We start from the raw sequence: 14,168 nt of genomic DNA, 5'->3' as shown, positions 1-14,168 counted from the left end.
GGAAATACCCATGTCCGATACCTTCCGCGCCGTGGTGATCGAAGAGATCGACGGCAAGCCGAAAGCCGGCTTCAAGGAGCTGAGCAAGAAGGACCTGCCGCAGAATGACGTGCTGGTCGAGGTTGCCTATTCGACGCTGAACTACAAGGACGGCCTGGCGCTGACCGGCGGGCGGATCGCCCGCAAGCTGCCGATGGTGGCCGGCATCGATCTCGCCGGCAGCGTGGTGATGTCGGGCAATCCGGATTTCAAGCCGGGCGACAAGGTGATCGTCAACGGCTACGGCCTGTCCGAAACACAATGGGGCGCGTACAGCCGCTTCGCCAGCGTGAAAAGCGACTGGCTGGTGCGCCTGCCCGATGCGTTTTCGATGCAGGAGGCGATGGCGATCGGCACGGCCGGCTATACCGCGATGCTCTGCGTGATGGCGCTGGAAGATGCCGGCCTCACCAAGGATGACGGCGAAGTGCTGGTGACCGGCGCTGCCGGCGGCGTCGGCTCGGTCGCCATCGCGATCCTGGCGCGCAAGGGCTACAAGGTGGCGGCCGCCACCGGCCGGCCGGAGACGCATGACTATCTGTCCTCGCTGGGCGCCAGCAGTTTTGTCACGCGCAAAGAGCTCTCGCAGAAAGGCGCGCCGATGGCGAAGGAACGCTGGGCGGGGGCGGTCGATTCCGTCGGCGGCCAGACGCTCGCGACTGTGCTCGGCCAGATCAAATACGGCGGTTATGTCGCCGCCTGCGGTCTGGCGGGCGGCAACGACCTGCCGGCCAGCGTGTTTCCCTTCATCCTGCGCAATGTCAGCCTGCTCGGCGTCGATTCCGTGATGGCGCCGATGCACAGGCGCAAACGCGCCTGGTGGCAACTGGCACAGGACCTGCCGAAAGATGCACTCGCCAAGATCACCGAAGTGCATCCGCTGTCGGACGTGCTCAGCCTCGCGCCGAAGATCATCGCCGGCCAGATTCGCGGCCGCGTGGTGATCGATATCGCGAAGTAGTAAACTGTCATGCCCGGCCTTGTGCCGGGCATCCACGCCTACCGCACCGATAGCAAAGTCGTGGATGGCCGGGACAAGCCCGGCCATGGCACATCGCGCCGCCGCCACGGCTGAAGGCGAAAAAGGCGAAGGCGAAGTCCTGAGCTTCCCCCTTGCCCGCCGCCCAACCCGGCTGTAGTCTGCATGACATTGTAATGCTGCCTTACAAAATCGGTGGCATGATAAAAAACCGGTTTCCGTGGGAGGAAACATGATCCAGTCGGGCGAGACCAAGCCGTCCTTCATGCCGCTTGAGCTGGCGACGCCACGCATCCGTCAACGCGCCCTCGCTGGCGGCGGCTTCATCCTCGAATCCGAAGAGCCGCTCGGCGCCCATGCCGATCATCTGGGTCAGTTGCTGCAGCGCCAGGCCGAACGTCAGCCGCAGACCGTCTTCCTGGCCGAAAAAGTCCCGACCGGCGGCTGGCGCAAGGTCAGCTATGGCGATGCCTGGGATGCCGCACGCAGCATCGCGCAAGGTTTGCTCGATCGCGGCCTCGACCAGTCGACACCCATCGCGATTCTCTCGGGCAACAGCATCGATCATGCGCTGCTGATGCTGGGCGGTTTCGTCGCCGGCGTGCCGGTCACGCCGGTCTCGGTCGCCTATTCGCTGATGAGCGGCGATTTCGCCAAGGTGCATCACATCGTCGGCCTGGTAAAACCGCGTCTGATTTTCGCGCAAGGTGGCGGACCGTTCGAGAAGGTGCTGGCCACGCTGCCCAAAGATATCGAAACGATCACCGACATTTCCGCCCTGCGCACCACCGAGCCGACTCCCGCCGCCGATGCGCGCTTCAACGCGATCCGCCCCGACTGGGTCGCCAAATACCTCTTCACCTCCGGTTCCACCGGCCTGCCCAAGGGCGTGATCAACACGCATCGCATGCTGTGTTCCAACCAGCAGGCGATTGCGCAGATCTGGCCCTTCCTGCAGAAGACGCCGCCGGTACTGCTCGACTGGCTGCCGTGGAATCATACGTTTGGCGGCAACCACAATTTCAACATGGTGTTGCGCCAGGGCGGCACGCTGTATATCGACGACGGCAAGCCGGCGCCCGGCCTGGTCGACAGGACGGTGGCGAACCTGAGCGACGTGTCGCCAACGATCTATTTCAACGTGCCGGCCGGCTACGCCATGCTGATCCCGCATCTGGAAAAGGACGCCGCGCTCTGCGAGCGCTTCTTCCGCCGGCTGCAGATGATCTTCTATGCCGGCGCTGCTCTGCCACCCGATCTCTGGGCCCGGCTGGAGGCGCTGTCGATCAGGACTCTTGGCAAGCGCGTGATCATGACGTCGAGCTGGGGTTCGACCGAGACCTCGCCGCTGGCCACAGCCGCGCATTACCCGATCGAGCGCGCCGGCGTAATCGGCGTGCCGGTGCCGGGCGTGCAGCTGAAATTCGTGCCCTCGGGCAGCAAGCTGGAAATCCGCGTCAAAGGCCCCAACGTGACGCCGGGGTATCTCGGCAGCGAAGAGCAGACCAGGAAGGCCTTCGACGAGGACGGCTTCTACTGCATCGGCGATGCCGCCAGGCTGGCGGATGAGAGTGATCCGGCCAAGGGCGTGGTCTTCGACGGTCGCACGGCGGAAGACTTCAAGCTGACCACCGGCACATGGGTTCACGTCGGGGGAGTCCGCGTTGCAGCTCTGGCCGCCTGCTCGCCACTGCTGCAGGATGCTGTGGTGACCGGGCAGGACCGCAGCTTCATCGGGCTGCTGGCCTGGGCTTCCGCTGCGGCGAAAGACATCGCGCCGGAAGAGCTGCGCCGGCAGATCGCCGAAAAGCTGGCCCTGCATAACAAGGCACAGGGCGGCGCCTCTTCGCTGAAGGTGCAGCGCGTGATTCTCCTGAGCGAGCCGCCGTCGATCGACGCCAACGAGATTACCGACAAGGGCTATATCAACCAGCGCGCGACGCTGGAGCGCCGTCACGCCGATGTGATGCGCATCTATGCCGATCCGCCTGCGTCCGACGTGATCGCCATCACCGACTGACACAACGCCTCACCCTAGATTGCGCGCGCTACCGAGCCATATTCCGCTCGGTTCTTTGCTCAAGTCTTAGGAGATACGCCGTGACGCGACGTCTGCTCGCCACGCTGGCGTTCGGCCTGACACTGGCCGCTGGTTTCGCTTTGGGATCCATTGGCCGGTCTCCGGCCGAAAGCCAGGCGCAGGCCACCGATACCGATATTCCGACCCTCCCGCCGACCGCCGCGATTTTCGTCGCCGTGAATGCGCAGGATACCGCCGAGGCTGAACGCCACCTCTATCCGGCGCCCCAGACCGCGTTGCAGATCGCGGAGTCGCTCGACCTCAGCGACGCGCAGCGCGCCCAGCTTCGCCAGATGCAGCATGATACCGATGTCGAGATCGCAGTCCTGGGCCGCCGGCTGGCCACCGAGGAACGCCGGCTGACCCGCGCCTTTGCCGAGAACAATATCGAAGCCACCAAGGTCGATGCGCTGACGGCACGGATTTCCGCGCTGGATGGCCGCATCCGCGCGCTGCGCCTGCGCAGCCATCTGGCAGCGCGCGATGCACTGACGCCGAACCAGCTGCTGCGCTTCGCCGATCTGCGCGGCTACGAACCCGCGCCGCACAACGAGCGCGACGACGATCCGCTGCGCTGACGCAAGGTAGTCACGCAGCTCGTCTTCATTCCGCCGCAATCCCTGCGCTAGGATCGTGCCGAGACCTGAGGGACCGGCATGACGACCTATACCCGACGTGAATGTACCCGCGCCGAACTGCTGGCCGATGCCGTGGTGCATCTGCTCGGTCTGGGCTTCGGTCTCGCGGCCTGCATCACGTTGATTGTCTTCGTCGCCCTCCACCCGGATCTGCCGCGCGGCCTGAGCCTCGGCATCTACGGCTTCGGCCTGCTCGCCATGCTGGCCTGTTCGGCGCTCTACAATCTGACCAGGCAGGCGAAGCTGAAAGCGGTGTTCCGCCGCTTCGATCATGCCGCCATTTTCGTGATGATCGCCGGCACCTATACGCCGTTTTCGCTGATCGTGATCGGCGGTGCCTGGGGCGCTGCGCTGCTCGGCTTCGTCTGGAGCGTGGCGCTGGTCGGGGTGTTCCTGAAATTACGCTATCCGCTGCGCTTCGAGAAACTGTCGGTCGCCGCCTATCTGTTGCTCGGCTGGGTGATCCTCGCCGCGCTCGAACCCCTGCTCAGCAGCATGTCACTGGCAGCACTGAACCTGCTGGTCACCGGCGGCGGGCTGTATTCGCTCGGCGTGGTGTTCCATCTGTGGGAAAGGCTGCCCTACCAGAATGCGATCTGGCATGTCTTCGTGCTGGCCGCCGCGGCCTGTCATTACGCCGCCATCCTGGTGGATGTGGCGATCGCCTAGTTCAGGCGCCGCGCGCGAGGAACGGCAGGTTGCGGAAGTCCGGCTTGCCGTAATGCAGCGCCGCGCCGATATTCGGCTTGTCGGCCGGACCGTCCCAGACGAGTACCTTGCCGCCGGCCGCTTCCAGCACCGCCTGTCCCGCCGCAGTATCCCATTCCGAGATTGCCGCAAAACGCGGATAGAAATCGGCAGACCCTTCGGCGATCTGGCAGAATTTCAGCGACGAGCCGACGGTTTTCGTCTCCGGCGCCATCTGCTGCTTCAGCCAGGTATCCACCGACGCCTCGCGGTGATTGCGGCTGACCAGCACCAGCGGCGCCACTTTCGGCACCGGACGCGCCTGGATCACCCTGCCCTCGGGGTGCAGCTTGTCGAAGCGCTGCGCGCCCTGCGGCCCACCAAGCCAGGCAACCTCCAGCGCCGGCGCCAGCACGATGCCCAGCACCGGACGGGTATTTTCGATCAGTGCAATGTTGACGGTGAACTCACCGTTACGTTCGATGAATTCGCGTGTGCCGTCCAGCGGGTCGACCAGCCAGAAGGGTCCGTCGCCGACCTTGGGCGCTTCGCCGCGTGCCGCCAGTTCTTCGGCCACCACCGGAATCCCGGGCGTCAGCTTGTGCAGGCCGGCGAGAATGATGGCTTCCGCCGCATCATCGGCATCGGTCACCGGGCTGCGGTCGTCTTTCGACCGCGTCGTGAAGGGCGTGGCATAGACTGCCATGATGGCGGCGCCGGCCTCATGGGCAAGCGGCAGCAAAGCCTCGGCGAGAGTTTGATGATTCAGCGTCATTAAAGGGTCAGTCTTCAGGTGGTTTGACCGGGCGCAGCACGACCTGGTCGGTATTGATCAGCTGTTTGCCGGCATGGAGAAAATTGACGGTGACGCGCGCGCCGATCGACGACTGCACCTGCCCCGGTCCCCAGTCGGGCCGCAGCGTGTTTTCCACCCAGTCGCCCGGAACGAACGGTGCCAGCATATTCACGTGCCTGATCTGCCCCAGCTTGCGGTTGCCTGCCCGCCGCAGACATTCTAGACAGGGCATCGCCTGACTGCCACCCGCAGACAGGCCGAAACACCGGAGCGCCGCCGATGGCCAGCGAAAATCCCGACCTTGTCGCCCTGATCTGTTCGCGGCTGTGCCATGACCTGGCCGGCAGCATCGGCGCGGTGAACAACGGCGTGGAACTGCTGGTCGAGGAGACCGATGCCGCGATGCGCGAGGAAGCCATCGGCCTGATCGCACAATCGGCCAGCGATGCGGCAAAACGCCTGAGCTTTTTCCGGCTCGCGCTCGGTGCCTCGGGCAGCATGAACGAGCCGATGGCCTATGCGGAATTCTCGCGCGTAGCCAAGGCCTATTTCGATGGCGGCAAGCTGAGCCTGCTGCTGCCCGCCACGGCAGACACATTGCCCAAGCCGCTTGGCAAGGCTTTGCTGCTCGGCCTGTCGCTGGCGGCGCAGGCGCTGCCGCGCGGCGGCAGCCTCGGTCTTGTGAAAGACGGCGCGGCCTGGCTGATCCGCGCCGAGGGCACCACCCTGCGCTGGCAGGATCATGTTGCGCAGGGACTTGGCGACGGCGCCCTGCCGGCCGAACCGGCGGCGGCGATCGCGCGCTATGCGCAGCAGCTTGCCGCGATGGCAGGCTGCAACCTGCAGGCCGAGCCGGGCGAGACCTCGCTCATCCTGCGCTTCGCCGCGTAAATCACAGCGCACGCCTATAGCGCAACGAGCAGCGCACCGCCGGCCATCAGCGCGACGCCGAGCCAGTTGGCCAGCGACAGTTTCTCGCCCAGCAGCAGCACGCCCAGCACGGCAACGAAGACCACGCTGAGCTTGTCGATCGGTGCGACGCGCGCGGCATCGCCTGTTTTAAGCGCGCGGAAATAGCACAGCCAGGACGCGCCCGTGGCGAGGCCGGACAGCAGCAGGAACAGCCATGTGCGCGAGGGCACGGTCTCCAGCGGCTGCCACTGGCCGCCGAATGCCACAATGCCACCGGCCAGTGCGACAACCACCAGCGTACGGATAAAGGTGGCGAAATCTGCATTGATGCCGGCGACGCCGATCTTGGCGAAGATCGCGGTCAGCGCCGCAAAGCCCGCCGCGGCGAGGGCCCAGACCTGCCAGGATGCCAGCAGCGCTTTCATGCAATCCTCCACTCGCCAGTCGCAAAAAAGCCGGCCACATGGGCCGGCTTTTTCATTTCGATGTCGTGGCGTTCAGTGTCCGCCAGCCGCGCGTTTCGCGCCGGCGGCCACAGGTTCGACCTGGTCGCGCAACACATAGCCGCGACCCCAGACCGTCTCGATGTAGTTGTCGCCCTCGGTGGCTGAGGCGATCTTCTTGCGCAGCTTGCAGATGAAGACGTCGATGATCTTCAGTTCCGGCTCGTCCATGCCGCCGTATAGATGATTGAGGAACATCTCCTTGGTCAGGGTTGTGCCCTTGCGGAGCGAGAGCAGTTCCAGCATCGCATATTCCTTGCCGGTCAGGTGCAGGCGACCGCCTTCCACCTCGACCGACTTGGCATCCAGGTTGACCGTCAGCTTGCCGGTCTGGATCACCGACTGCGAATGGCCCTTGGCGCGGCGGACGATGGCGTTGATACGGGCCACCAGCTCGTCCTTGTTGAACGGCTTGGTGATGTAGTCGTCGGCGCCGAAGCCGAGACCCTTCACCTTCTTGTCCGGTTCACCCATGCCCGAGAGAATCAGAATCGGCGTATTCACCTTGGCCGCGCGCAACTTCTTCAGCACATCGTAGCCGTGCATGTCGGGCAGGTTCAGGTCGAGCACGATGATGTCGTAATCATACAGCTTGCCGAGGTCCAAGCCCTCTTCGCCGTATTCGGTACGATAGACGTTGAATCCTTCGGCGCTGAGCATCATTTCGATGCTCTTGGCCATGGAAGCGTCGTCTTCGATCAGCAGCACGCGCATGGTGCACCCCACGCTTGAAGGTCGGTATCCGATGCGCCGCAAACGGCCGGCAGCTTCGGAGTTGGCGTTTTTCCGCCCGATTCGCCGCAGTTTACCATTGTTAATAAATGAAGTTAACGCATTTCTTAACGCATCCTTTACACCCGGGCACTGCGTCCGGTTCCATGCTAAAATGCAAGCCAGCGCAGCCCGGCCGCAGGCGAGTGTCCCGGGGCTTTACCGCCAGTTAAGGCTTTGACCTGTAGGGTATTTTCTCCGTTAACCCTGTTGAGGCGCCATGCACAGCCTGCTGATGGATCTGGACCGGATCAAGGACGTCGCCTTCACCGGCCGGGTGACCTCGATCCAGGGCCTGCTGGTCGAAGTGGCCGGCGTGGAGCGCCATCTGTCCATCGGCTCGCGCGTGCATCTGCAGACCCGCGATCACCGCCAGGTGGAATGCGAAGTGGTCGGCTTCCGCCAGAACCGCGCCCTGCTGATGCCCTATGGCTCGCTGGAAGGCATCGGCCTGGGCAGCCGCGCCGTGGTCGGCGAGGACCAGCCAGTGATCTATCCCGATGCCAGCTGGCGCGGTCGCGTGATCGATGGTCTGGGCCGTCCGCTGGATGGCGGCCCGCCGCTGACCAACGGCACCCGACCCTATCCTTTGCGCGCCAATCCGCCGCCGGCCAATTCGCGCAAACGCGTCGGCGCCAAGATCGATCTCGGCGTGCGTTCGATCAACACCTTCATCTCCTGCTGCCGCGGCCAGCGTATGGGCATCTTCGCCGGCTCGGGCGTCGGCAAATCCGTGCTGCTGTCGATGATGGCGCGCTACACCGAAGCCGATGTCAACGTGGTCGGCCTGATCGGCGAACGCGGTCGCGAGGTGCAGGAATTCATCGAGGACGACCTGGGCAAGGCCGGCCTTGCGCGTACCGTGATCGTGGTGGCGACCTCGGACGAGCCGGCGCTGGTGCGCCGCCAGGCCGCGTATATGACGCTGGCGGTGGCGGAGTATTTCCGCGACCAGGGTGCGCAGGTGCTCTGCCTGATGGACTCTGTCACGCGCTTTGCCATGGCGCAGCGCGAGATCGGCCTGTCGGGCGGCGAACCGCCGACCACCAAGGGCTATCCGCCGACGACATTCGCCGAACTGCCGCGCCTGCTGGAGCGTGCCGGCCCCGGCACCGAGGACGGCAGCATCACCGGGCTCTTTACTGTTCTCGTGGACGGCGACGATCATAACGAACCGATCGCCGATGCGACGCGCGGTATTCTTGATGGCCATATCGTGATGGAACGCGGCATCGCCGAACGCGGTCGCTATCCGGCCATCAACATCCTGCGCTCGATCTCGCGCACCATGCCGGGCTGCAACACCGAGGATGAAAACCTGCTGGTGACACGCGCGCGCCAGCTGATGGCCACCTATGACGACATGGCCGAGCTGATCCGGCTCGGCGCCTATCGCAACGGTTCCGATCCCAAGGTGGATGAGGCGATCCGCTATCAGCCGATGCTGGAAACCTTCCTCAAGCAGCAGAAATCCGAGCGCGCCGATCTCGGCTCGGGCTATGAGCGGCTGGCGGAAATCTTCCTGCAGGGCGCGTAAGGCAGGCGGTAGCATAAGTCATGAAGGGTGTCGGCGGACTGATCCGGCTATGGAAGTGGCGGCTCGACGAGCGGCGCCGCATCGTCGTCGATCTGGAAATCCTGCGCGCCAGCATCGAACGCCAGATGACGGCGCTGGATGCCGAACTGGAACACGAACGCAAGGTGGCAACGCAGAATTACACCGCCGGTTTCGGCTTCACCGCCTATCGCCGCATGAACCGCGAACGCCATGCCAATGCCGAAGTGGCGCGCAACCAGACCATCGACCGCATCGCCGCCGCGCAGGAAGAGGTGAATGCCGCCTTCCGTGAGCAGAAGAAATACGAACTGGTGCTCGAGAACTGGGAAAAGCGCGAAAAGGCCAAGCAGGAAAAGCGTGAGCAGGACGAACTCGACGAAGCCGGCCTGCAGAGCTTCCGCCGCCGCCAGGAACGGGACAGCAAGGCCTCGGAATGAGCCTTAGTCGGCTCCGGGCTTACGCAGCAGCGTAAAGACCCGTCCGTCGATGGCGCCAAGGCCGAGCGCAATCACCGCCATGCCGGCGAAATGCCGCGGCAGCAGGCTTTCGCGCAGCACCAGTACACCCAGCAGGATGGCGCTGACCGGCACCAGCAGCGTGACAAGATTCACGTTACTGCCGGCCACCGCCATGACCCGGAAATAGATCACGAAGCCCAGAGCCGTAGAGACGATGGCGAGCGCCAGGATGGCGGCCATGGCCTGCCACGACGGCAATGGTATCTGCCAGCTCTGCTCGACCAGCAGCGCCAGCGGCACCAGGATCAGTGACGAGCCGATGAACTGGCCGCCGGCGACTTGCATCGGCACCACGCCGAGCCGGCGGAAACGACGACTGTATACGGCGCCGAAAGCATACGAGAGCGTCGCAAGCAGGCAGGCACCCTGCGCCAGCACGTTGCGCCCCAGGCCAGACAACAGATCGGGACCGATCATCATCGCCACGCCGGCGAAGCCAGTTAGCACGCCCAGCAGCCGGCCCGGCGTCAGCTTTTCGTCGTCGCTGAAGGCATGCGCCACCAGCACGGTCGAGATTGGCGTGGTGGCATTGAGGATCGAGGCCAGGCCGCTCGGGATATGCGTCTGTCCCCAGAAAGTGAGGCTGAACGGGATGGCGTTGTTGAGCAGCCCCATAATCAGAAAGGCCAGCCAGACCTCGCGTCGACGCGGCAGGGCCAGTCCGGTCAGTTTCAGCACTGCGAGCAGGACAATCGCGGCGACGAAGACGCGGATGGCAGCGACGGTCAGCGGCGGCACTTCCCTGACGGCGACGCCGACGAAAAAGAACGAGCCGCCCCAGAGCACAGACAGGATCAGAAGCCCCATCCATGCACGTTTATCCATCTGCGGAGTCATCCATCGCTTATAGGCGCAGCGGAACGCAAATGCATCCCGCTTCCTGCGAACACATTCGCGGGCAGTGAGATTGTTCTATGCCTTCACTTCCGTGCTTGGCCCGCGGCTGTCGAGTTCCGGGCTCGGCCAGGGCAGCGGCTTTTCCCGGTCGTGGAAACGCAGCGAGCCGACCATGCCGGTGATTGCCAGCGCCTGTTCGAAGATTCCGGTGACATCGAGGCGGAAGGCCGGGCCGAATTCGGTTTCGCTGCGCAGGATCAGGTCGAGCTGCTTGGTGCCGACGAAACCGTCGAACTGGATCGGACCGGTGCTTTCCAGATTGAAGTCGATGATGAAACGGGTCTGCTTCTGCTGCTTCTTCGGATCCTTGCGCCGGCGCATGAAAATCTGGATCGGCTCGACCTTGCCGCCGATCATCATCGGCATCACCAGCGCCTGCCAGTCGTTGTCGCCCTGACGCTGGTTGAGCCGGCCGAGTTCGCGGAAATCGTCATCCAACTTTTTCAGCAGGTCGCCCCTGCCGCTCTGCTCCAGCTTGCGCACGGCCTCGGAGCCGAGCCAGGCCTGCGCATTGCCGACAGCGGCGGCGGCAATGAACTGCAGGGCGGTGGAAGCCAGCCGCGCATTCGGCTGCGGCAGCAATTCGGTCTGCAGCCGCTGGGCCAGTGCGGGATCGGCGGCACGGATCGCATCCAGTGTGAGTTGCAGGCTGGGCCAGCCGTCATGCAGGCGGGTCAGCACGCCGGCCAGCGGCGCGGGCGTCAGCTGCGTTGGTGCCGTGGCCGGCGGCCGCGTGATGGCGCCGAGTTCCAGCGCCAGCTGCGTGCCGGGCGGCAGCGGCTGCGGCAGGTTCAGCGCCAGCACGCCCTGCGGTGTGGAGACCAATACCTGGCCGGTCTGGCTCTGACCCGTGACGATACCGGTGATCGGCACGCTGATGACGGCAGCAGCCGGCGCGGCAAGAGTTGGCACCGGCGATGCAGCAGCGGCCTGCGGCAGGCCGGCGGGTTGCGCTGGGGTCGGCGCAGGCGGCGTTGCCGGCGCCTGAATCGTCGGTGACGCGGCGGGCTGCGGAACAGCCGGCTGCATCATGGCCGGCGCAGCGGACTGACCCGGCAGTGCAGGAACCGGCGCAGACGGCGTTGTCACTTGCGGTGTGGCAGCGGCTGGCATCTGCGGCGGCGCGCCGGCGGCGCTCGGCAATCCGGTCGATACAGCGGGCTGCCCCGGAAGCGCGGCTGCGGCAGGGGCCGCATTGGGCAAAGTCACGGCCTGCACCGTCACCTGCACCTGGCTGCCGGCCGGCAGCGCGATGGCTGCGCTGTTCGGCGATGGCGTCACCAGCACGGCCCGCAAGGTCTGTCCCGCCTGCGGCAGTGTCGGCGCAGCCGTGGAAGCAGCAGGCTGCGGCGGCGAGGCGGCGAGCGCCAGTTGAGCAGCCGTCGGCGGCTGCGCCTGTGCCGGCATCGGCAGGGCCAGAGTCGTGCCGTTGACGCTGAGCACGATCACGCTGAGAGAGGTCGCCTGCTGCGGATTGGCGGGATTGAGCTGCAGCCGGATCGCTGCATTCAGCGTGGCGAGATTGGCCTGCTCGAAGGCCTGCGCCAGACTGGTCAGCGCCAGCGTATTACCGGCTGCGGTACGCACCAGCAGGGCCGCGTTGTCGCGCGCCACCACCTGCGCCGAGATCTGGCCGCCCCTGGCCAGTTCGCGCGCGCTGGCCGCGATATCGGCCGCATCGTCCTGCAGGACGACTGTGGGAGAGGATGGTGCCTGTTGCGCCGGTGCAGGCGCATTGCCGCCCGGCGCCGGTGCAGGTGCGGTCGGTGCAGGCGTGGAGGTGACGGGCGTGCTGCCGCCGGTGCTTGTCACCGCCGGCTTGGGCACAAGCGGGCCGAGATCGCTCACGCGCCTCTCCGCCCGCTTAACGCATGATCAGGGCTGCATCGCGACGGGCGCGCGCAGCAGACCGTTCATCAGGCCTTCGACATCCTCGGCGGCTTCGCACATCGGATGGCGGGTCAGCAGCGGCACCTGATTGCGGATGGCGTCGCGCACCTTGTCGTCGCGGCGGATCACACCGGCCAGCGGCGGCGAGTATTTCAGGAAATTCTCCGCCGCCTTGTTCAGCTTGGCGTAAGTCCGCTCGCCTTCGCGCGTGGTCGGCGCGATGTTGATCACCACACGCACATCGGCGTTGCGGTCGGCCATGCGGGTCAGCTTGATATAGGCATAGGCATCGGTCAGCGCAGTCGGCTCGTCATTGGTCACCACGAGCGTCACGCCGGCCACCGCCGAGAAGGTGCGCACGACCGAGTCGACGCCGGCGCCGAGATCGATGATGACACGGTCGTAGCTTTTCGCCAGCTGCATCAGTTCGTCGCGCACATGGCTCATAGCCGGCTGGTCCAGCGTGGCGAGCGACGCCGAGCCCGATTTACCTGCAATAATGTCGAATCCTGCCTCGGAAGGCATGATCGCATCGGCCAGGCTGAAACGGCCGGCAATCACACTGCCGAGATCGCGGTCGGGCATCAGGCCGAGCTGGATGTCAACATTGGCGAGGCCGATGTCGCCGTCGAACAGCAGCACGCGCTGGCCCTGCCGCGCAAAGGTATGCGCCAGCGTGACCGAGAGCCAGGTCTTGCCCACGCCGCCCTTGCCCGAGGCAACGGCGATCACGTTATGCTGTCGCACCGCCGCAGCAGGATGGCGGACCGGGCGAGCAGGAGAGGACGGCGGAGTCGGCGTCATGGTCATCACGGTCATTCGGCGGCCTTCATGGCAGCGGGTTTCGGGGAAAAGTATTGCATGTCTTCGGCAGGATCGACAGCGGGGCTGCGAGCATCGGGATCGGCCAGCAGACGATGCGCGAGACTGAGTGAGTCGCAGCGTTCGAAGCCCTTGCCGATAAAGGAACTGGCGCTGACATCGGCGAAGGCAAGTCCGCCGAGATCGGCGGCGGCGACCAGCGCACCGAGGCGCCGCGCCGCATCCAGTCGCGTGCCGACATAGCGGCGCGCACCGAGTGCGACAGCCTGGGCGGCAAGCTCGCCGCATTCGAGAGCGTCGGTGCCGGCTGCCAGCACGGCGACCGGTTCGGCGCCGCTGGCCTGGATCAGCGCCCTGAGCGCCTTGCGCTCCGCGGCGTCGTGCAGATTCACGCCAGCGGTGTCGATGATCAGCTTGGCGGCATCGGGGGTCTGCCCCACGGCATACTGCAGCTCGCGGGCATCGGCGGCTTCGAGGAAGGGTGCGCTCATCACGCGGCACAGCGCCGCCAATTGTTCGCCGGCCGCCGCGCGGCTGACATCGGTGGAAATCATCTGCACCGGGCGGCGTTCCATCACGCAACGCGCAGCGAGCTTGGCGGCCACAACCGACTTGCCGCTGCCCGGCGGGCCGATCAGGATCAGCGGTCGGTTATCGGTGCTCAGACCGGGGAAGCGATAGGTCTCGTCCAGTGCCTCGGCCAGCGCGCCGACGGCATCGTCGAGGCCGACCCGCAGTGCCGCCTGGGTCAGCCGTTCGGCGACGCGCCCGGGTACGCCGTGCCAGCTGAGCGCACCGAGGATGAGTTCGCCGGTCTGCTGCAGGTCGTCCGGACTGGCGAAGTCTTCGCCTGGCACGAACAGCCGGCCGTTGCCCTGGCCGTAGCGAAGCGCCTGCGCTTCCGGCGTGACGAAATCGTCCTCGCTCGCCTGTTCGATGGCAGCCGTGATCTCGACGCCGCCGCCGTTGCGGTGCGTGTAGGTGGAGACGATGATCGCCTCGTCGCCCAAAGCCTGACGGACGAGGTCCATCGCCTCGGTCATCGTTTCAGCCTGGAAGGTTTTGAGCCGCATCTGTC

General features: G+C 65.4%; 15 protein-coding genes. 7 read left to right on the top strand and 8 right to left on the bottom strand.

Features of this window, described 5'->3' with window-relative positions:
* The first annotated feature begins 10 nt into the window (after window positions 1-10).
* From CTR53_RS13135 to CTR53_RS13120, 4 genes are all read left to right on the top strand, one after another.
* Window positions 11-1,000, top strand: a complete 990-nt coding sequence (locus CTR53_RS13135) for an MDR family oxidoreductase (RefSeq protein WP_290814056.1) — start codon at window positions 11-13, stop codon at window positions 998-1,000.
* Window positions 1,001-1,250: 250 nt separating this feature from the next.
* On the top strand, window positions 1,251-3,038 hold the full coding sequence (locus CTR53_RS13130; RefSeq protein WP_290814053.1) for a feruloyl-CoA synthase: 1,788 nt from the start codon (window positions 1,251-1,253) through the stop codon (window positions 3,036-3,038).
* Window positions 3,039-3,118: 80 nt separating this feature from the next.
* Window positions 3,119-3,676, top strand: a complete 558-nt coding sequence (locus tag CTR53_RS13125) for a Spy/CpxP family protein refolding chaperone (protein WP_290814050.1) — start codon at window positions 3,119-3,121, stop codon at window positions 3,674-3,676.
* Between the two features lie 78 nt (window positions 3,677-3,754).
* Window positions 3,755-4,405: a hemolysin III family protein gene (locus CTR53_RS13120; protein WP_290814047.1), complete on the top strand. Its 651-nt coding sequence runs from the start codon at window positions 3,755-3,757 to the stop codon at window positions 4,403-4,405.
* A gap of 1 nt (window position 4,406) precedes the next feature.
* Here the strand turns inward: CTR53_RS13120 and cysQ are convergent, their stop codons facing one another.
* Complete coding sequence (gene cysQ / locus CTR53_RS13115) at window positions 4,407-5,198, bottom strand: 3'(2'),5'-bisphosphate nucleotidase CysQ (RefSeq protein ID WP_290814044.1); 792 nt, start codon at window positions 5,196-5,198, stop codon at window positions 4,407-4,409.
* 7 nt (window positions 5,199-5,205) lie between these two features.
* Window positions 5,206-5,385: a DUF3553 domain-containing protein gene (locus CTR53_RS13110; protein ID WP_290814041.1), complete on the bottom strand. Its 180-nt coding sequence runs from the start codon at window positions 5,383-5,385 to the stop codon at window positions 5,206-5,208.
* 113 nt (window positions 5,386-5,498) lie between these two features.
* Here CTR53_RS13110 and CTR53_RS13105 point away from each other — a divergent pair, with 113 nt between their 5' ends.
* Window positions 5,499-6,110, top strand: a complete 612-nt coding sequence (locus CTR53_RS13105) for a histidine phosphotransferase family protein (RefSeq protein ID WP_290814038.1) — start codon at window positions 5,499-5,501, stop codon at window positions 6,108-6,110.
* Between the two features lie 14 nt (window positions 6,111-6,124).
* Here the strand turns inward: CTR53_RS13105 and CTR53_RS13100 are convergent, their stop codons facing one another.
* Together CTR53_RS13100 and ctrA are read right to left on the bottom strand one after the other, a co-directional pair.
* Window positions 6,125-6,544 carry an EamA family transporter gene (locus tag CTR53_RS13100; protein WP_367158975.1) on the bottom strand — a complete coding sequence of 140 codons (420 nt, stop codon included), beginning with the start codon at window positions 6,542-6,544 and terminating at the stop codon, window positions 6,125-6,127.
* An 84-nt stretch (window positions 6,545-6,628) separates the two neighbouring features.
* Entirely contained in the window at window positions 6,629-7,348 is a 720-nt protein-coding gene (gene ctrA / locus CTR53_RS13095; RefSeq protein WP_290814031.1) for a response regulator transcription factor CtrA, read from the bottom strand.
* A gap of 277 nt (window positions 7,349-7,625) precedes the next feature.
* On the opposite strand from ctrA, the gene fliI reads away from it, so the two are divergent.
* The gene (gene fliI / locus CTR53_RS13090) at window positions 7,626-8,942 is read left to right on the top strand and encodes a flagellar protein export ATPase FliI (RefSeq protein ID WP_290814028.1); all 1,317 of its coding nucleotides are present in this window, start codon (window positions 7,626-7,628) and stop codon (window positions 8,940-8,942) included.
* A 20-nt stretch (window positions 8,943-8,962) separates the two neighbouring features.
* Window positions 8,963-9,400 (top strand): hypothetical protein, encoded by a 438-nt coding sequence (locus CTR53_RS13085; protein ID WP_290814025.1) that lies wholly within the window; start codon window positions 8,963-8,965, stop codon window positions 9,398-9,400.
* A 3-nt stretch (window positions 9,401-9,403) separates the two neighbouring features.
* Here the strand turns inward: CTR53_RS13085 and CTR53_RS13080 are convergent, their stop codons facing one another.
* The 4 genes from CTR53_RS13080 to CTR53_RS13065 all read right to left on the bottom strand — a co-directional run bounded on the left by CTR53_RS13080 (window position 9,404) and on the right by CTR53_RS13065 (window position 14,163).
* Window positions 9,404-10,306, bottom strand: coding sequence for an EamA family transporter (locus CTR53_RS13080; RefSeq protein WP_290814022.1), 903 nt, complete (start codon window positions 10,304-10,306; stop codon window positions 9,404-9,406).
* An 87-nt stretch (window positions 10,307-10,393) separates the two neighbouring features.
* Window positions 10,394-12,226: a hypothetical protein gene (locus tag CTR53_RS13075; RefSeq protein ID WP_290814019.1), complete on the bottom strand. Its 1,833-nt coding sequence runs from the start codon at window positions 12,224-12,226 to the stop codon at window positions 10,394-10,396.
* A gap of 27 nt (window positions 12,227-12,253) precedes the next feature.
* Window positions 12,254-13,087, bottom strand: a complete 834-nt coding sequence (locus CTR53_RS13070; protein ID WP_290814016.1) for a MinD/ParA family protein — start codon at window positions 13,085-13,087, stop codon at window positions 12,254-12,256.
* Complete coding sequence (locus tag CTR53_RS13065) at window positions 13,084-14,163, bottom strand: AAA family ATPase (protein ID WP_290814013.1); 1,080 nt, start codon at window positions 14,161-14,163, stop codon at window positions 13,084-13,086. Before CTR53_RS13065 ends, CTR53_RS13070 begins: the two co-directional genes overlap by 4 nt.
* Between the last annotated feature and the right edge of the window lie 5 nt (window positions 14,164-14,168).

This window comes from Ferrovibrio sp. (assembly GCF_002796975.1).
GTDB lineage: Bacteria > Pseudomonadota > Alphaproteobacteria > Ferrovibrionales > Ferrovibrionaceae > Ferrovibrio.
Note: the sequence above shows the minus strand (reverse complement) of the source record. Positions and strands in the feature narration are given on the sequence as shown.